Raw genomic sequence first — 18,208 nt, forward strand, 5'->3', positions numbered from 1 at the left:
CCACGCACCGCCGGGCCGCGCCGCGGGGCCGCTACGCGCCGCCGGGGATCGCCGCCGGGGATCGCCGCCGGGGATCGCCGCTACGCGCCGCCGGGCAGCGCCGCCCGGCCGCGCCGCCGGGGATCGCCGCTACGCGCCGCGGCCTTCCCCGAGCAGGTGCCTCGCGGCGAATTCCAGCGCCTTGGTGTCGAAGAACGCCTTACCGCCGTCGTGGCCGTCCCACTCGTACACCTCGATCTCCTTCGGGCCGGTGAGCTCGGAGTACGCGGCGAAGACCCCGGACGGCGGGCAGACCGTGTCCATCAGCGCGGTGGACAGCAGGGCCGGCGCGGTCACCCGCCGGGCCAGGTGCACCACGTCGAAGTGGTCGAGGGTGGCGAAGGTCTGCGCCGCCCGGTCCGCGTTGGCCCGCAGGAACTGGACGATCTCCTGGAACGGGTAGCTGTCGGTGATGGTGACCGCGCGGCGGATGTCGCAGAGGAACGGCACCCCGGCGACCACCGCGGCCACCCGGTCGGGGACCAGGCCGGCCGCCGCGATCGACAGCGCGCCGCCCTGGCTCTTGCCGGTGGTGACCAGCCTGGTGGCGTCGACGCCGGGCAGTTCGGCGGCGGTCTCCACGGCTCGGGCGGCGTCGGTGAACAGTCGCCGGTAGTAGTGCGTCTCCGGGGAGCGGACGCCGCGGGTGAGGAAGCCGGGGGTGGACGGGCCGGCGCCGTCGGCGTCGGCGTCGGGGGTGTCGCCGCCGCGCCAGTTGCCGCCCTGGCCGCGGGTGTCCATCACCAGGTGGGCGTAGCCGGCCGCGGCCCAGAGCAGCCAGTCGACGGGCAGGCCACGACCACCGCCGTACCCGATGAACTCGACCGCGATCGGCAGCGGGCCGGTCGCGCCGGCCGGAACGTTGAGCCACGCCTTGATCGGCTGGCCGGCGAAGCCGGTGAAGGTCACGTCGTAGGTGGTGACGCCGCGCAGCGGGGTGGTGACCTCGGTCAGCTCGACCGGTTTCGCGGCGGCGCGCGCCTCGTCGAGGGTGCGTGCCCAGAAGTCGTCGAAGCCCTCGGGCGCGGGGGTGGTGGACCGGTACGTGCGCAGTTCCGGGAGCGGGAGATCAAAAAGCGCCATGTCCGACACGGTAGGGGCTGCCGTGGGCGGATTCCAGGCGGGCGGGCACGATGGTCGCCATGTCCGGCGCGCACCAGAGCTCCCGCCCGGCGCCGCACGTGCTGGAAGCGGTGCTGGAACGGCTGACCTATGTGAACGAGGAGACCGGTTACACCGTGGCCCGGGTCGCCACCGGCCGCGGCTCGGACCTGCTGACCGTGGTCGGCGCGCTGCTGGGCGCGCAGCCCGGGGAGAGTCTGCGGCTGTCCGGCTGGTGGAGCTCGCACCCGCAGTACGGCCGGCAGTTCGAGGTGGTCTCCTACACCACGGTGCTGCCCGCGACCATCCAGGGCATCCGCCGCTATCTGGGATCCGGCCTGGTCAAGGGCATCGGGCCGGTCTTCGCGGAGCGGATCGTGGACCATTTCGGACTGGACACGCTGCAGATCATCGAGGAGTCGCCGGAGCGGCTGATCGAGGTGACCGGCCTCGGCCCGAAACGGACCGCGAAGATCACCGCGGCCTGGGCCGAGCAGAAGGCGATCAAGGAGGTGATGGTCTTCCTGCAGGGGGTCGGGGTGTCCACCTCGATCGCGGTGCGGATCTACAAGAAGTACGGCGACTCGTCCATCTCGGTGGTGAAGAACAGTCCGTACCAGCTCGCCTCGGACGTCTGGGGCATCGGGTTCAAGACCGCCGACACCATCGCGCAGGCGGTCGGGATCCCGCACGACAGCCCCGAACGGGTGAAAGCGGGCCTGCAGTACACGCTGTCGCAGGCGACCGACAACGGGCACTGCTTCCTGCCCTCGGCGGAGCTGGTCGCCGAGGCCGCGAAGATCCTCGACGTGCCGGGCGGACTGGTTCCGTCCTGCCTGGACGAGCTGGTCGAACAGGAGGGCGTGGTCCGCGAGGGCGACAACGTCTACCTGGTCCCGTTCCACCGCGCCGAGGTGTCGCTGGCGTCGTCGCTGGTGCGCCTGCTGCGCGACCGAGCCGACCGGATGCCGTACTTCGCCGGGGTGGACTGGCCCCGGGCCCTGGCCTGGCTGCACAAGCGCACCGGCTCGACGCTCGCGCCCGAGCAGGAGGCGGCGGTCCGGCTGGCGCTGACCGAGAAGGTCGCGGTCCTCACCGGCGGACCCGGCTGCGGCAAGAGTTTCACCGTACGATCGATCGTCGAGCTCGCCGCCGCCAAACAGGCCAAGATCCAGCTGGTGGCGCCGACCGGCCGGGCCGCGAAGCGGCTCGCCGAGCTGACCGGCCACCCGGCCGCCACCGTGCACCGCCTGCTCAAGCTGCAGCCCGGCGGGGACGCCAGCTACGACCGCGACAATCCGCTCGACGCCGATCTTCTGGTGGTCGACGAGTCGTCCATGCTCGACCTGATCCTGGCGAACAAGCTGGTCAAGGCGATTCCGCCGGGCGCGCACCTGCTGCTGGTCGGCGACGTCGACCAGCTGCCCTCGGTGGGGGCCGGCGAGGTGCTGCGCGATCTGCTCACCGCCGAGGTGATCCCGCGCGTGCGGCTGACCCAGGTGTTCCGGCAGGCCGCGGAGAGCGGCGTGGTCACCAACGCGCACCGGGTCAACCGGGGCCGGCCGCCGCAGCTGGACGGGATGCGCGACTTCTTCCTGTTCCCGTGCGACGACACCGAGGCGACCGCCGGGCTCACCGTGGACGTCGCGTGCACCCGGATCCCCCGCAAGTTCGGCCTGGACCCGCGCCGCGACGTGCAGATCCTCACTCCGATGCACCGCGGGCCGGCCGGCGCGGGCGCGCTGAACACGCTGTTGCAGCAGCAGCTGACCCCGGCCCGCGACGGGCTGCCGGAGCGGCGGGTGGGCGGGCGGGTGTTCCGGGTGGGCGACAAGGTCACCCAGATCCGCAACAACTACGACAAGGGCGCGGCGGGGGTCTTCAACGGCACGGTCGGCGTCGTGACCGGGCTGTCGCCCGAGGAGCAGATGCTGACGGTACGCACCGACGAGGACGAGCTGATCGAGTACGACTTCGACGAGCTCGACGAGCTGGCCCACGCGTACGCCATCACCATCCACCGCTCGCAGGGCTCGGAGTACCCGGCCGTGGTGATCCCCCTGACCACGAGCGCCTGGATGATGCTGCAACGGAACCTGCTCTACACCGCGATCACCCGGGCGAAGAAGCTGGTGGTGCTGGTCGGCTCGCGCCGGGCGCTGGCCGCCGCGGTCCGGACGGTCGGCGCGGGACGCCGGCACACCGCGCTGGCCGAGCGGCTCGGCTCCTGAGCCGGCGGGCCCACCGCGTGCGGCGGCATGGCGCCCCACCGGCCCGGAATCGATTTCCGCGCACCCGGACATCAGCGGGATTTCATTCTTTCGAGGCGGTGATTCATCCCACCGAAGTGAACTAGCACCGCGGGCCGGAAACCGGGCGTTGATTGGTGGAACACCGGCCGAACGGCCGCCGTTGCCGGACACCCGGGCAACGGATTCCGGTAGACACGGTGAGGCTCGCCGGAATCGCTGACGTCAGCGTCGGAAATAGTCTTTGCCGGACGCCGTCCCCATCGCAACCAACGGAGGTTTCCGATGATCCGCCACCTGACCGCCGGCGCGGCCGTGCTCGCGTCTCTCGGCCTGGCCGCGCCGGCGCGGGCGCAGGCGCTGCCCGGACCGGACGAGATGATGATCATCGACGTGGTGAACGCGAACGGCTCGGGCTGCCCGGACCGGTCCGCGAAGATCGCGGTGTCGCCGGACAACACCGCCTTCACGGTCACCTATTCGGAGTACACCGCGCAGGTCGGGCCGAAGGCCGGTCCGCTCGATTTCCGCAAGAATTGTCAGCTCGCACTGGACATCAAAGTGCCGTCCGGTTTCACGTTCGCCATTGCCAGCGCGGACTATCGCGGATATGCCAGCCTGGCGCGGGGGGCCTGGGCGCAGAGCTCGGCCAACTACTACTTCCAGGGCCATTCCCGCACCACCCGCAGCGAACACAACTTCACCGGGCCGTTCGAGGACAACTGGCAGCGCACCGACCGGGTGGCCATCACCTCGCTGAGCTACCTGCCGTGCGGCGAGCGCCGCTATCTGAACATCAACACCGATCTGCGGGTGAACCGCGGCACCTCGGACGCCCGCAAATACACCAGCTTCATCTCGATGGACTCCACCGACGCCGCGATCAACACGCTGTACCGGGTCGCCTGGAAGAAGTGCTGACCGCTCACTTCTCGAACGCCGCCCACGGGCTCTCGGCGGGCGGACGCGGGCCGGGCGTCTCCTCGGCGGCCGGCCGGTCCGTACGCGCCGCCGCCCGGGCCGCGAACAGCGCGGCCAGAGCCGTGGTGATCGGCACCGCGGCGATCAGGCCGATCGTGCCGACCGCGCTGCGCACCAGCTCCTGCGCGATCAGCTGGCCGGTGAGCAGCTCGCCGACCGGGGTGCCGCCGGTGGCGAAGAGCAGCATCAGCGGCAGGGAGGCGCCCGCGTACGCCAGCACGATCGTGTTGATCACCGAGGCGATGTGCGCGCGGCCGATCCGGGTCGCCGCCCGGTAGAGCCGCCGGAAGCCGTACGCCGGGTTCGCCAGGGCCAGCTCGGTGACCGTGGCCGACTGGGTCACCGTGACGTCGTCCAGCACGCCGAGCGAGCCGATCACGATGCTGGCCAGCAGCAGGCCCCGCATGTTGACCTCGCCCTGGGTGATCGACAGGAAGTTCGACGTGTCGTCGGCGACCCCGGTCAGGTGCACCGCGGCGACGGTGACCTCGGCCAGCACGGTCGTGATCACCAGGCTGGCCAGGGTGCCGGCCACCGCGATCGTGGTGGTGATGGTCAGCCCGTGCGTCAGGTACAGCACGGTCAGCATGATCGCGGCCGAGCCGACCACCGCCACCAGCATCGGCGACCGGCCGTCCAGGATCGCCGGGACGATGAAGAACAGCAGCACGGCGAAGGTCACCGCGAGGCCGGCCAGCGCGGTCACCCCGCGCCACCGGCCGAAGGCGATCACCGCCAGGGCGAACGCCACGCCCAGCAGCCACAGCTCGCGGGACCGCTGGTGGTCGGAGATCGAATAGGTCAGGCCACCGCCGTCGTTCTCCAGCCCCATCAGGTTCACCCGGTCGCCGGACTCGATCACCGGGGCGCCCGGGCCGTACGGCAGCTCGGTGCTCACCTCCTCGCCGCCGGCCAGGCGCACCACGGCCGTGCCGCAGCCGGTGGGCTGGACCTCGCCCTGCGGGACCGGGGCGCACTCGGCCGGGGTGATCGACCGGACCACGCCCTGGGCCTGCACCGGCCCGCCCGCGGGGTGGTCGGCGCGCGGGGCGTCCCGCGGCCAGAGCAGCAGCATGCCGAGCACGGTCGCCAGCACCGCCGGGATCAGCAGGAGCAGCGTGAGCCGCCGGGCGTTGGGCAGTGGGCCGGCGGTGGGCGCGTCGTGGCTGTGGTGGTGGCCACCCATGGGCACTGGCTCCTCGTCAGGCGACGGTTCGGGCAAGCGAACCGTACCCGGCGCGGGTCAGGCGGGACGGTTGCGGGCGGCGGCGCGGTCCCTCGACGTACGCCCGAAGACCAGCCAGAAGTCGGTGACCGCCAGGCTCAGCACCGGCCGGTGCCCGGCCAGGTACGCCAGCGGCCCGCCGGGGTCCGGGCGCCACGCCGCGTGGGTCGTACGCCACCCGGCGCGGCCGCGCACCGGGGTCCGCTTGACCTGGCCGCCCAGCGCCTGCGCCACCGTGAAGCCGAACGGGAACCGGCCGGGCAGCCGCCGCCGGAGCCGGACCAGCGCGGACGCGAGCGGGGCGCCGCCGGGCGTCGCGGCGGTGGCGTCCACCAGGTCGTCGTCGCCGTCGATGCACAGCCGCGCGATGTCCTTGGGGATGCCCCAGAGCCGCCGGCCGCCCTCCCGGGAGGCCACACTGTCCACCCAGATGTCGGTGATGCTGACCCGGGGCCGGCCGTGCTCGTGCACCAGGACGGCGCTGAGCAGCTCGTGGTAGTGCAGGACGCCGCCGGGCTGGTAGTCGACCCAGGCGGCGCCGACGGCGGCCCGGCCGCCCAACGACAACGGCCGTGCCGCCGCGCCCAGAACCTCGGGCAGCGGCGGCACGGCGCGCATCGGGACCAGGAAGACCGAGAGGTACATCTGTCCGCGCAGGTGCCAGGGCTCGGGCGGGTACATGCCTCCACACTGGCACCGATGTATCAGTAACGGAAGCGGGACACCACGCTCTGCAGCTGGTTCGCGGTGGTGGTGAGCTCGTCGGCCGCGCGGCGGGTGTCACCGACCGAGTCGGTGGTGCGGCGGGTCGCCTCCGACACCCCGGTGATGGTCGCCGCGATCTCCCCGGCGCCGCCGGCCGCCTCGGCCAGCGTCCGGTTCATCTCCTGGGTGGTCGCGGTCTGCTCCTCGACCGCCGAGGCGATGGTCAGCTGCAGGCCGTTGATCCGCTCGATGATCTCGCTGATCTCCTCGATCGCGCTGACCGCGCCGCTGGTGTCGGCCTGGATCGACTGCACCCGCTGGGAGATGTCCTCGGTGGCCTTGGCGGTCTCCTGGGCCAGGTCCTTGACCTCGCCGGCCACGACGGCGAAGCCCTTGCCCAGCTCACCGGCGCGGGCCGCCTCGATCGTCGCGTTCAGGGCCAGCAGGTTGGTCTGCTCGGCGATGCTGGTGATCACCTTGACCACGGTGGCGATCTCCGCGGACGACTCGCCGAGCCGGGCCACGATCGCGTTGGTCGCCGCGGCCGCCTGCACCGCCTGCACCACGACGTCGGTCGCCTCCGAGGTGGAGACGCTGATGTCGCGGATCGCCGAGCCCATCTCCTGGGCGCCGGCCGAGACCACCTGCAGGTTGCCGGAGACCGTCTCCGCGGCGGCGGAAACCGTGCCGGCCTGGGCGGACGCCTCGGTGGCGGCCGCGTCGACGGCGGTGGACACCGAGGTCAGCTGGCCGGCCGCGTGCTGCAGGGTGGCCGCGCTGCCGGCCAGCTGCACCACGTCGTCGCGGAGCCGGGCGATGCCCCGGTCCAGCGCGGCGGCCATCTGGCCGACCTCGTCCTGTCCGACCACCCCGGAGGTACGGGTCAGGTCGCCCTCGGCCAGCCCCTCGGCCAGCCGGGAGACCCCGCGGACGTCGGCGCGCACCCGCGCCGCCACCCGGAATCCCATCAGCAGGCTGAGCAGCACCCCGACGGCGAGCACGCCGGCGATGGTCCAGCTCGCCGAGGTGGCCGCCGAGTCGGCGTCGGCGATCTGCGTCTCCGCCATGGCGGCGGCCTGGTCCTGCAGGCCCTTCGCGTCGGCGCCCAGCTTGTCGTGCAGCTGGGTGTATTCGGTGAGGACCCGGGTGAGCTCCGCCTGCGACAGGTTGCTGCTGTCCTGGTCCAGGAAGGCCAGGAAGGCATCCCAGTCCTTCTGCGTCCGGGCCACCGCGGCGTCGCCCGGCAGCGCGGTCTCCAGGCTGCTCAGCGCACCCTCGACGGCCTTCTTGTTGGCCGCCATGACCTCGCCGATCTCCTTGGCGAACTGCGGGTAGAGCTGCATCGAGGACGAGTTGCCGACGAACGCCTCGACGTTCTGGCTGAACGACGTGACCGCCGACTGGATCGCGATGGACTTGTGCTGTGCGTCCGCCGCCTTCTGGTTCAGATCGTGTACCGTGCTGATCGACATCCCGCCGACGATCAGGCCGCCGACCGTTGCTGTCAGCGCCGCGGCCCCGATCTTCGTCCGGAGGGAGCGGTTGTCGAACGCGCCGCCCAAGCCCATCTCATACCTCTTTCAGCAGTGTTTGACACCCGCTGAATCGGCACCGGACGGCCCCACTTGAGAGACGTCGGACAGAGCTTGGAACATCAGGCTCGCCGAGGTGGCGCCCGGGTCCTGGTGACCGACACTGCGCTCGCCGAGATAGGACGCCCGGCCCTTGCGGGCCCGCATCGGCACGGTGGCCTCGGCGCCCGCCGTTGCGGCGCGCGCCGCCGCCGCGGCCGCCTGCGCCAGGCCCGCGCCCGCGGCCACCGCCTGCTCGAAGGCGTCCAGCGCGGGCGCGTACGCGTCGATCATGGTCTTGTCGCCCGGCGCCGCGCCGCCCAGCTTGCGGACCGCGTCCAGCCCGGCGCGCAGCGCCGCCACCAGCTCGTCCGGCCGTACCGCCGAGGTCTGCGGCAGCGCCCTGCCGGCCGCGCGCAGGGCGCTGCCGTAGAGCGGGCCGGACGCGCCACCCACCCGGGACATCAGCGTGCTCCCCGCCTTGGCCAGCACCTCGCCGACGGTCGGCGGGGCCTCCTGGTCCAGCGCGGCGACCACCGCGGTGAACCCGCGGTTCAGGTTCACCCCGTGGTCGCCGTCGCCGATCGCGGCGTCCAACCGGGTGAGCCGGTCGGCGCCGGCGGCCACCGCGGCGGCGGTGGCGCGCATCCACTCCCGGGCCAGCGCGACGTCCATGGTCAGGCGCCCCAGCGCAGGCCGGGGGTGCGCACCGGGGCGTCCCAGAGCCGGATCATCTCGTCGGTGGCCCGGCACAGCGTCAGCGACATGCCGGCCATGTCCAGACTGGTCACGTAGTTGCCGACCAGCCGCCGGGCGATCGGCACCCCGCGCTCGGCGAGATACCGGGCGGCCTCGCCACAGATCAGGTACAGCTCGATCAGCGGAGTCCCGCCGAGCCCGTTGACCAGCAGGATCACCGGGCCGTCGAACGGCTTGGCGGCCAGGATCGCGTCCAGCGCGGTGCGGACCAGTTCCCGAGCGGGGCGCAGCCTCTCCCGGTGCCGGCCCGGCTCGCCGTGGATGCCGACACCGGCCTCGATCTCGTCCCCCGGCAGCTCGAAACCGGGGCGGCCGGCCGCGGGCGTGGTGGCGGCGGTCAGCGCGTACGCGAACGAGCCGGACGCCGCGTTCACCTCCCGGGCCGCGGCGGCGACCTCGGCCAGCCCGCCGCCCTCCTCCGCGCGCGCCCCGGCGATCTTCTCGACCAGCAGGGTGGCGCCGGTGCCGCGCCGCCCGGCGGTCCAGGTGGAGTCCTGCACCGCGACGTCGTCGTCGACCAGCACGGTCTCGACGGTGATCCCCTCGTCGGCGGCCAGCTCCGCGGCCAGCTGGAAGTTCAGCACGTCGCCGGTGTAGTTCTTGACGATGTGCACCACCCCGGCGCCGCCGTCGACGGCCCGGGTGGCGGCCAGGATCTGGTCCGGCACCGGGGAAGTGAAGATCTCCCCGGGGCAGGCCGCGTCCAGCATGCCCGCTCCGACGAAGCCGGCGTGCAGCGGCTCGTGCCCGGACCCGCCGCCGGAGACCAGGCCCACCTTGCCGGGGCGTGGCGCGTCGGCCCGGGCGATGTAGCGCTGCGCGGTGTCCACCCGCAGCTCGGGGTGGGCGGCGGCGAAGCCGTCCAGAGCCTGGGCGACCACATCGGCGGGATCGTTGATGAACTTCTTCACGACCGGCTCCCTCCTCACGGTGATTTCTCCATCACCCACTGCATCCTCGCGCGGTCTAGAGTCGAGATCCATGGGGCTGGTGGGAATCGTTCTGGTGTCGCACTCGCAGCAGCTGGCGTCCGGCCTGCGCGACCTGCTGCGGCAGGTGGCGACCGGGGAGGTCCGCGTCGAGCCGGCCGGCGGCACCCCCGACGGCGGCCTCGGCACCAGCCCGGAGCGCATCGAGGCGGCGATCGGGCGCGCCGACTCCGGCGCCGGCGTGGTGATCCTCGCCGACCTGGGCAGCGCGGTGCTGACCACCCGGGCCGTGCTCGCCGACGCCCCGGGCCCGCTGCTGGTGGACGCGCCGTTCGTGGAGGGCGCGGTCGCCGCCGCGGTGACCGCGTCCACCGGCGCCGACCTGGAGACGGTCGCCGCGGCGGCCCGGGAGGCGCGCGATGTCGGGAAGTTCTGAGATCGGCGTGGTCCTGGCGGCCGCGCTGCACGCCCGGCCGGCGGGCGAGGTGGTCCGGGCCGCGGCCCGCTTCCGGTCCACCGTCGAGGTACGCCACGGGGCCCGCGCCGCGTCCGCGCGCAGCGCCCTGAGACTGATGTCGCTCGGCGCGGACGCCGGCGCCGCGGTCACCGTGCACGCGACGGGCGACGACGCGGCGGAGGCGGCCGCGGCCGTCGCGGACGTGCTGCGCACCGCCGAGTGAGCTGACCACCCCCCACCACCGGCCCGGCAGCCTGAAGCACGGCCCGGCGCTTCGGGACGCGGCCCGGCGATGGGACGCGGGCCGGGGATGGGACGCGGCCCGGCGGTGGGAGACGCGGCGGTCACCCCGACGTTCTCCACCCACCGCCCTCCGGCTCGCCCCTCCACATCGTGGACCTCCGGCTCACTCTCCAGTTCGCGGGTCTCCGAAACTTTCGGAAGCCAGGAACTGCGGCTACAGGACTGAACCGGTTGAGGTTTCCGGAAAGTGTCGGTAGCGTTTCGGCCGGTGTCGATAATCTTCGATGCCTCCAGATCCCCGACTGGAGCTCCCATGAGACGTACCCGCGCCATCCTCACCGTCGTGACCGCCGGCGCCGTCGCCGCCGGCGGCTTCCTCGCCCTCTCCCCGGCCGCGGACGCGGCCACCACGCTCGGCTCGGCCGCCGCGGCCAAGAGCCGCTACTTCGGTACGGCCGTCGCCGCCTACAAGCTGGGCGACGCGACCTACGCCGGGATCCTGGACCGTGAGTTCACCATGGTCACCGCGGAGAACGAGATGAAGTGGGACGCCACCGAGCCGACCCAGAACTCGTTCAGCTACACCAGCGCCGACACCATCGTGGCCCGCGCCAGGGCGAACGGGCAGCGCGTCCGCGGCCACGCACTGGCCTGGCACTCGCAGCAGCCGGGCTGGGCGCAGAGCCTCAGCGGCTCCGCGCTGCGCTCCGCCATGGTCAACCACATCACCAAGGTCGCCACCCACTACCGCGGCCAGATCTACGCCTGGGACGTGGTGAACGAGGCGTTCGCGGACGGCTCCTCCGGCGCCCGGCGTGACTCGAACCTGCAGCAGACCGGCAACGACTGGATCGAGGTCGCGTTCCGCACCGCGCGGGCCGCCGACCCGGACGCCAAGCTCTGCTACAACGACTACAACACCGACGGGGTCAACGCGAAGAGCACCGCCGTCTACAACATGGTCAAGGACTTCCTGGCCCGCGGCGTGCCGATCGACTGCGTCGGCTTCCAGTCGCACTTCAACCCCGCCTCCCCGCTGCCCGCCGACTACCAGGCGAACCTGCAGCGCTTCGCCGACCTGGGCGTCGAGGTGCAGATCACCGAGCTGGACATCGCCGGGTCCGGCAGCGCGCAGGCCGACAGCTACGCCCGCGTGGTACGGGCCTGCCTGGCGGTGACCAGGTGCGCCGGGATCACCGTCTGGGGCATCCGTGACTCGGACTCCTGGCGGGCGAGCGACACCCCGCTGCTGTTCGACGGCAACGGCAACCCGAAGGCCGCCTACACCTCGGTCCTGACCGCCTTCGGCGCGAGCGGCGACCCGTCCGCGAGCGCCAGCGCGTCGGTGAGCGTCAGCCCGTCGGTGAGCGTCAGCCCGTCCGGCGGCACGGCCGGCTGCGCCGCGACGCTGTCCACCAACGCCTGGACCGGCGGTTTCGTCACCACCGTCACGGTCCGGGCCGGCGCCGCGCCGCTGACCGGCTGGCGGGTCGCGGTCACCCTGCCGACCGGCGCCGCGGTGACCAACTCCTGGAGCAGCACCGCCAGCGGCTCCACCGGCGCGGTCACGTTCAGCAACGTCAACTACAACGGCAGCGTCGCCGCCGGAGGCAGCACCAGTTTCGGCTTCCAGGGCACCGGGTCCGCCCCGTCCGGTACGCCGACCTGCACCGCCTCCTGATCCGCCGCCGGGGGTCGTCGTGATCCGGCGGCCCCCATCGGCCGGCGCGCCGTCGCTCAGCGCTCCAGGATGGCCACCACGCCCTGGCCGCCCGCGGCGCAGATGGAGATCAGGCCGCGGCCGGAGCCCTTCTGGGCGAGCAGCTTGGCCAGGGTCGCCACGATCCGGCCGCCGGTCGCGGCGAACGGGTGCCCGGCCGCCAGCGAGGAGCCGTTGACGTTCAGCCGGTCGCGGTCGATCGAGCCGAGCGGCGCGTCCAGACCCAGCCTCTCCTTGCAGAACTCCGGCGACTCCCAGGCGGCCAGGGTGGCCAGCACCTGCGAGGCGAACGCCTCGTGGATCTCGTAGTAGTCGAAGTCCTGCAGGGTCAGGCCGTTACGGGCCAGCATCCGGGGCACCGCGTACGCCGGGGCCATCAGCAGCCCCTCGTCACCGTGCACGTAGTCGACCGCGGCGGTCTCCGAGTCGGCGAAGTAGGCCAGCACCGGCAGCGAGTGCGCCTGCGCCCACTCCGGCGAGGCCAGCAGCACGGTGGACGCGCCGTCGGTGAGCGGCGTGGAGTTGCCCGCCGTCATGGTCGCGTCCTCCCGGCCGTACACCGGCTTGAGCGTGGCCAGTTTCTCCAGGCTGCTGTCGGCACGCAGGTTCTGGTCGCGGGTCAGTCCGAGGTAGGGGGTCATCAGGTCGTCGAAGAAACCTCGGTCGTACGCCGCGGCGAGCCGCCGGTGCGAGGCCAGGGCCAGCTCGTCCTGCGCCTGGCGGCTGATCTCCCAGCGCAGCGCGGTGAGCGCCGCGTGCTCGCCCATGGACAGACCGGTGCGCGGCTCGGCGTTGCGCGGGATCTCCGGCCGCAGCGCGTGCTGCGGGCGCAGTTTCGCCACCGCCTTGAGGCGGGCGCCGAGCGTACGGGCCCGGTTGAGCTCCAGCAGCGCCTGCCGCATGTCCTCGTTGACCTGCAGCGGCGCGTCCGAGGTGGTGTCCACGCCACCGGCGACGCCGGCGTCGATCTGCCCCAGCGCGATCTTGTTGGCGACCAGGATCGCCGCCTCCAGGCCGGTGCCGCACGCCTGCTGGATGTCGTATGCCGGGGTGCCCGGGTCGAGGCGGGAGCCGAGCACCACCTCACGGGTCAGGTTGAAGTCCCGGGAGTGCTTGAGCACCGCGCCCGCGACGACCTCGCCGAGCCGCTCGCCGGCCAGCCCGAACCGGGCGATCAGCCCGTCCAGCGCGGCGGTCAGCATGTCCTGGTTCGAGGCGGCGGCATACCTACTGTTCGACCGGGCGAACGGGATACGGTTACCGCCCAGGACGGCGACGCGGCGCACGGTCGGCACGACGATCTCCCCACATCGAAGCAACAGAAACACACATCGAAGAAACCAAAGCTACTGACCGGTAGGGTACTCGCATGGCTGACAGGTACGCGAACTTCGCCAACTCCGGTCCGGGCCGGGCCGTGGTCAAGCGGCTGGGGCTGCCCGACCCGCCCCGGTTGCGACGCTACCGCCCCGGCGACCCGCTGACCGCCGGCCCGGTCCTGCTCGGCGCGGCGCCGGGCGGACGCCTCGGCGAGCCGGTCGGCAAGCTGCTGGAGCGCGCGGGTGTGCCGGTCGTCGCCACCGGCGCGGAGGGGGTCCGGCACGGCGCGCTGATCTTCGACGCGACCGGGATCACCGACTCCACGCGGCTGCGGGCGCTGTTCGACTTCTTCCATCCGTACGCGAAAAGTCTGCACGTCTGCGGCCGCGTCATCGTGCTGGGCACCCCTCCGGAAGCTGCCGCCTCCCCGAAGGAGGCGACCGCGCAGCGGAGCCTGGAGGGCCTGACCCGCAGCATCGGCAAGGAGTTCGGCCGGGGCGTGACCGCGCAGCTGGTCTACGTCGCGCCCGGCGGCGAACAGTCCGTCGAGTCGACGCTGCGCTTCCTGCTCAGCGGCCGCTCGGCGTACGTGTCCGGCCAGGTGATCCGGATCGGCGCGGGCGCGGCGAGCGAGCCGGCCGACTGGGACCGGCCGCTCGACGGCAAGCTGGCCCTGGTCACCGGGGCGGCCCGCGGCATCGGCGCGGCGATCGCGGCGGTCCTGGCCCGCGACGGCGCCGAGGTGATCGCCCTGGACGTGCCCGGCGCCGGCGACGCGCTGGCCGACGTGGCCAACCGGGCCCGGGGCCGCGCCCTGCAGCTCGACCTGACCACGGCCGACGCCCCGGAACGGCTCGCCGGCTATCTCGCCGCCGGTCCGCACGGCGGCGTCGACATCGTCGTGCACAACGCCGGCATCACCCGGGACAGGACCATCGCCAGGATGGACGAGAGCCGGTGGGACGCGGTCATCGGAGTCAACCTGACCGCACCCGAGCGGGTCAACGACGTGCTGCTGGACCGCGGACTGATCAAGCCGGGCGGCCGGATCGTCGGGGTGGCCTCGATCGCCGGGATCGCCGGCAACCGCGGCCAGACCAACTACGCCACCAGCAAGGCCGGCGTGATCGGCCTGGTCCAGGCGACCGCGCCGCTGCTCGCCGGGCGCGACATCACGATCAACGCGGTGGCGCCCGGCTTCATCGAGACCGCGATGACCGCGAAGATGCCGTTCGGGCTGCGCGAGGCCGGCCGCCGGCTGAACAGCATGTCGCAGGGCGGCCTGCCGGTCGACGTGGCCGAGACGATCGCCTGGTTCGCCTCGCCCGGCTCGGCGACCATCACCGGCAACGTGGTGCGGGTCTGCGGTCAGAGCCTGCTGGGAGCCTGACGTGGTGGCCGTCGTCGAACTCAGCGAGGGCCCGGGCACCGGCGCGGCCTACGTCCGCGCCGCGCTCGGCATGCTGCCCGGGATGCGCCGCGGCGGCGCCCTGCCGGACGTCGAGCTGGTCCACCGCGGCGTCACCGTGGACCGCTCGCACCTGGCCCGCTACGACCGGGCCTGCGGGCTGCGGCTGACCGACACCCTCCCGGCGACCTATCCGCACATCCTGGCGTTCCCGCTGGCCATGCGGCTGATGTCGGCTGCCGGCTTCCCGCTGCCGATGATCGGCCTGGTGCACGTGACGAACCGGATCACCGTGCGCCGCCCGATCGACGCGGGCAGCCGGCTCGACCTCACGGTCCGCGCCGCCGACCTGCGCGAGCACCCGCGCGGCCGGCAGTTCGACATGGTGGCCACAGCGTCGGTGGACGGGGCGGAGGTGTGGCACGGGGTTTCCACGTACCTGCACAGAGGCTCCGGCCGCGCGGACCCCACGCGCGCCGCTTCCGCCGCGGTCAGCGCCTCGCCTTCGCCGGAGTCCGGCGCTTCCGGTATCGCGGGGACATTCGGCGCTGCGGGCCGCGCGGAAGCTTCAAGCCGGGCGGGCACTGCCGGCCACGGCGACCTTCCGGGCCGCGTGGGCGCTCTCGGCACCGCCGGCCGCGCGGAAGCTTCAAGCCGGGCGGACACTTCGGGCGCTGCCGGCCACGGCGGCCTCCCGGGCCGCGTGGGCGCTGCCGGCCGCGCGGATGCTTCGGGCGTTACCGACAATCCTGGGCCGGCGCACGGCGCGGGAGCCGGGAAGGTCCTGGAGGCGGCGGGAGACGCGAGCGCCGCGAGCACTCCTGGAGCGGGCAACACGGGAGCCCTGGGCTCTGCCGTGAGCTCTTCCGGGGCGGGCGCCGCGCGCTCTGCCGGGGCGGGCGCCGCGCGCTCTGCCGGGGCGGGCGCCGCGCGCTCTGCCGAGGCGGGCGCCGCGCGCTCTGCCGGGGCGGGCGCCGCGGACGCCGGGGCCGGGCCGCTGTGGGCGGGCGGAGCCGTCTGGCGCCTGCCGGTCCGCACCGGGGCCGACTACGCCGCCGTCTCCGGCGACCGCAACCCGATCCACACCTCGCACCTCGGCGCGCGACTGTTCGGCTTCCCCCGGCCGATCGCGCACGGAATGTGGACAAAAGCCCGCTGCCTGGCCGCCCTCGAAGGACGCCTGCCCGAGGCGTACACCGTGGACGTCACCTTCAAACAGCCCATCCTGCTGCCCTCGACGGTCCGCTTCACGTCTTCACCGACCGCGGCGGGCTGGGACTTCACGGTGCTCACCGAGCGCCCGCACCTGCTCGGTTCGATCACCGCGATCTAAGGCAGAACCCTTCCCGGGTACGCCCTCGTGGCCGCGCCCGCAGGCCACGGCCAAGCCCCGTGGCTGCCCGCGCGACGCCGCCCCACCCCGGACCGCCGCGCGCCTCCCGCTGCCGGGCTGGTGTTGGTGGTGGTCATCCGGGTCGGACAAGGACTTCCAACACCAGCCGAGCGCCGGGAGGGCGCGCCGGGGCATTACGGGACGCGGTCCAGCGGGCGAGCGGTAACCAGCGGCACCGCGCCCGGAAGGGCGGCGCGGCGAGCGACGCGGCGCGGCGAGCGACGCGGCGCGGCGAGCGACGCGGCGCGGCGAGTAACACGGCGCGTAGGACGAGCCGCACCCCGCCCCGAGCAATAGGAACCCACCCGAGCAAGCGGCGCAACGCCCGCAGCGCACGCCGGGCAAGCGGCACAACGCCGGGGAAAGAACACGGGAGCCGCACCGAGCGCGAGGCAAGTGGCTCGGCACCGGGGTGAGCGGCGCAACGCCCGGAAGGCATGGGGCGAGCGGCACGGCGCGTGCGGCGTGGTCGGCGCGAGTGGCGCGGCGCGGACGGCGCGAGTGGCGCGGCGCGGACGGCGCGAGTGGCGCGGCGCGGGTGGCGCGGCGCGGCGCGGGTGGCGCGGCGCGGCGCGGGTGGCGCGGCGCGGCGCGGGTGGCGCGACTCGAACGGCGCGGGGCGGGCGGCGCGGGCCGGGTGGTGGGGTGGGTGTGATGGGGGTGGGTGTGCCGGTTTCGCGGCATTGGGGAGGGCCGGGCCGCGCGCCGGGGCGGCCGGGAGCAGGTGGTTTTTCGGGCGTCTGGGGGTCGGTGCGGGTGGTTTTTCGGGCGTCCGGGGGTCGGTGCGGGTGGTCGGGAGTTGAAAACCCCGGGGGGTTGTGATCCGCGTTACGCGCCTCTAGGGTTACCGGCGAGTCAAGTCGCCGTCGCGCTCGAAGGGGTGGCTCTGCCGTGGAGTTCTGGCTCGATCTCAACGAGGAACAGTCCGACCTGCGCGAATGGGTCCACGGCTTCGCCGAGTCGGTGATCCGCCCGGCCGCCGCCGAGTGGGACGAGCGCGAGGAGACGCCCTGGCCGGTGCTGCAGGAGGCCGCCAAGATCGGGCTGTACGGCTTCGAGTTCCTGATCAACACCTGGTCGGACAACACCGGGCTGTCGCTGCCGATCGCCAACGAGGAGCTGTTCTGGGGTGACGGCGGCATCGGCATGGCGCTCTCCGGGACCTCGCTCGCGGTCGCCGCGATCTACGGCTCGGGCACCCCGGAGCAGCTGGTCGAGTGGGTGCCGCAGTGCTTCGGCGACGCCGGCGAGCCGAAGGTCGCGGCGTTCTGCAGCACCGAGCCGGAGGCCGGATCGGACGTCGGCTCGATGCGCACCCGGGCGGTCTACCACGAGGCCACCGACGAGTGGGTGCTCAGCGGCCAGAAGGCGTACGCGACCAACGGCGGCATCGCGAACGTGCACGTGGTGACGGCCAGTGTGGACCCGTCGCTGGGCTCGCGCGGGCAGGCAGCGTTCGTCGTCCCGCCGGGCACGAGGGGTCTGACCGGCACGCGGAAGCTGAAGAAGCTGGGCCTGCGCGCCTCGCACACCGCCGACGTGTTCCTCGACGACGTGCGGATTCCGGGCAGCTGCCTGCTCGGCGGCAAGGAGGCCCTCGACGCGCGGCTGGCCCGGGCCAAGGCCGGCGGCCGGGGCAACGCCGCGATGCGCACGTTCGAGCTGTCCCGGCCGGCGGTCGGCGCGCAGGCGATCGGCATCGCCCGCGCGGCGTACGAGTACGCCCTGGACTACGCGAAGCACCGGGTCCAGTTCGGCCGCCCGATCATCGAGAACCAGGCGGTCGCGTTCGCCCTGGCCGACATGCGCATGGAGATCGACGCCGCCCGCCTGCTGGTGTGGCGGGCCGCCTGGATGGGACGCAACGACAAGCCGTTCACCGCCGGCGAGGGCTCGATGTCCAAGCTGAAGGCCGGCGAGGTGGCCGTGGCGGTCACCGAGAAGGCGGTGCAGATCCTCGGCGGCGCGGGCTACCTGCGCGAGCACCCGGTGGAGCGGATGTTCCGGGACGCCAAGATCTACACGATTTTCGAGGGCACCTCGGAGATCCAGCGGCTGGTCATCTCCCGCGCGATCTCCGGCATGCAGATCCGCTGACAGGGGGCGAC

The 18,208-nt window shown here is 73.3% G+C and carries 15 protein-coding genes and 1 pseudogene; 9 read left to right on the top strand and 7 right to left on the bottom strand.

Annotated features, from left to right (window positions below; translation table 11 throughout):
- Positions 1 to 129: 129 nt before the first annotated feature.
- Positions 130 to 1,122, bottom strand: a complete 993-nt coding sequence (locus tag ACTEI_RS22765; RefSeq protein ID WP_122979508.1) for an acetylxylan esterase — start codon at positions 1,120 to 1,122, stop codon at positions 130 to 132.
- A 59-nt stretch (positions 1,123 to 1,181) separates the two neighbouring features.
- On the opposite strand from ACTEI_RS22765, the gene recD2 reads away from it, so the two are divergent.
- Both recD2 and ACTEI_RS22775 read left to right on the top strand, forming a co-directional pair.
- Positions 1,182 to 3,371: an SF1B family DNA helicase RecD2 gene (gene recD2, locus ACTEI_RS22770; protein WP_122979509.1), complete on the top strand. Its 2,190-nt coding sequence runs from the start codon at positions 1,182 to 1,184 to the stop codon at positions 3,369 to 3,371.
- 303 nt (positions 3,372 to 3,674) lie between these two features.
- Entirely contained in the window at positions 3,675 to 4,310 is a 636-nt protein-coding gene (locus ACTEI_RS22775; protein WP_122979510.1) for a DUF4360 domain-containing protein, read from the top strand.
- Positions 4,311 to 4,314: 4 nt separating this feature from the next.
- Here the strand turns inward: ACTEI_RS22775 and ACTEI_RS22780 are convergent, their stop codons facing one another.
- The 5 genes from ACTEI_RS22780 to dhaK are packed head-to-tail and all read right to left on the bottom strand — an operon-like array spanning position 4,315 to position 9,541.
- Complete coding sequence (locus tag ACTEI_RS22780; RefSeq protein WP_122979511.1) at positions 4,315 to 5,556, bottom strand: YibE/F family protein; 1,242 nt, start codon at positions 5,554 to 5,556, stop codon at positions 4,315 to 4,317.
- Between the two features lie 57 nt (positions 5,557 to 5,613).
- Entirely contained in the window at positions 5,614 to 6,276 is a 663-nt protein-coding gene (locus tag ACTEI_RS22785; protein WP_122979512.1) for an acetoacetate decarboxylase family protein, read from the bottom strand.
- 23 nt (positions 6,277 to 6,299) lie between these two features.
- A complete protein-coding gene (locus ACTEI_RS22790; RefSeq protein WP_122979513.1) occupies positions 6,300 to 7,868 on the bottom strand; it encodes a methyl-accepting chemotaxis protein in 1,569 nt (522 codons plus the stop codon).
- 12 nt (positions 7,869 to 7,880) lie between these two features.
- Entirely contained in the window at positions 7,881 to 8,546 is a 666-nt protein-coding gene (gene dhaL / locus ACTEI_RS22795; protein ID WP_122979514.1) for a dihydroxyacetone kinase subunit DhaL, read from the bottom strand.
- Positions 8,547 to 8,548: 2 nt separating this feature from the next.
- Positions 8,549 to 9,541, bottom strand: coding sequence for a dihydroxyacetone kinase subunit DhaK (gene dhaK / locus ACTEI_RS22800; protein ID WP_122979515.1), 993 nt, complete (start codon positions 9,539 to 9,541; stop codon positions 8,549 to 8,551).
- Positions 9,542 to 9,611: 70 nt separating this feature from the next.
- Between dhaK and dhaM the strand changes: the two genes are divergently transcribed.
- From dhaM to ACTEI_RS22815, 3 genes are all read left to right on the top strand, one after another.
- Positions 9,612 to 9,995, top strand: a complete 384-nt coding sequence (gene dhaM / locus ACTEI_RS22805) for a dihydroxyacetone kinase phosphoryl donor subunit DhaM (RefSeq protein ID WP_122979516.1) — start codon at positions 9,612 to 9,614, stop codon at positions 9,993 to 9,995.
- Entirely contained in the window at positions 9,979 to 10,239 is a 261-nt protein-coding gene (locus tag ACTEI_RS22810) for an HPr family phosphocarrier protein (RefSeq protein ID WP_122979517.1), read from the top strand. Before dhaM ends, ACTEI_RS22810 begins: the two co-directional genes overlap by 17 nt.
- Positions 10,240 to 10,572: 333 nt before the next feature.
- Positions 10,573 to 11,940, top strand: coding sequence for a glycoside hydrolase family 10 protein (locus ACTEI_RS22815; RefSeq protein ID WP_122979518.1), 1,368 nt, complete (start codon positions 10,573 to 10,575; stop codon positions 11,938 to 11,940).
- A gap of 56 nt (positions 11,941 to 11,996) precedes the next feature.
- Here ACTEI_RS22815 and ACTEI_RS22820 read toward each other — a convergent pair whose 3' ends face one another.
- Entirely contained in the window at positions 11,997 to 13,274 is a 1,278-nt protein-coding gene (locus tag ACTEI_RS22820; RefSeq protein WP_122979519.1) for an acetyl-CoA C-acetyltransferase, read from the bottom strand.
- Between the two features lie 74 nt (positions 13,275 to 13,348).
- Here ACTEI_RS22820 and ACTEI_RS22825 point away from each other — a divergent pair, with 74 nt between their 5' ends.
- The 4 genes and pseudogenes from ACTEI_RS22825 to ACTEI_RS22840 all read left to right on the top strand — a co-directional run bounded on the left by ACTEI_RS22825 (position 13,349) and on the right by ACTEI_RS22840 (position 18,197).
- Positions 13,349 to 14,689, top strand: a complete 1,341-nt coding sequence (locus tag ACTEI_RS22825; RefSeq protein ID WP_122979520.1) for a 3-oxoacyl-ACP reductase — start codon at positions 13,349 to 13,351, stop codon at positions 14,687 to 14,689.
- A 1-nt stretch (position 14,690) separates the two neighbouring features.
- Positions 14,691 to 15,155: pseudogene (locus ACTEI_RS39410) on the top strand (hypothetical protein); the annotation flags it as partial.
- Entirely contained in the window at positions 15,147 to 16,040 is an 894-nt protein-coding gene (locus ACTEI_RS37845) for a MaoC family dehydratase (protein ID WP_425321058.1), read from the top strand. The pseudogene ACTEI_RS39410 and the gene ACTEI_RS37845, both read left to right, overlap by 9 nt.
- A gap of 951 nt (positions 16,041 to 16,991) precedes the next feature.
- A complete protein-coding gene (locus tag ACTEI_RS22840; protein WP_122979521.1) occupies positions 16,992 to 18,197 on the top strand; it encodes an acyl-CoA dehydrogenase family protein in 1,206 nt (401 codons plus the stop codon).
- Positions 18,198 to 18,208: the final 11 nt, after the last annotated feature.

Origin of the sequence: Actinoplanes teichomyceticus ATCC 31121, assembly GCF_003711105.1 — a bacterium.
Lineage (GTDB): Bacteria > Actinomycetota > Actinomycetes > Mycobacteriales > Micromonosporaceae > Actinoplanes > Actinoplanes teichomyceticus.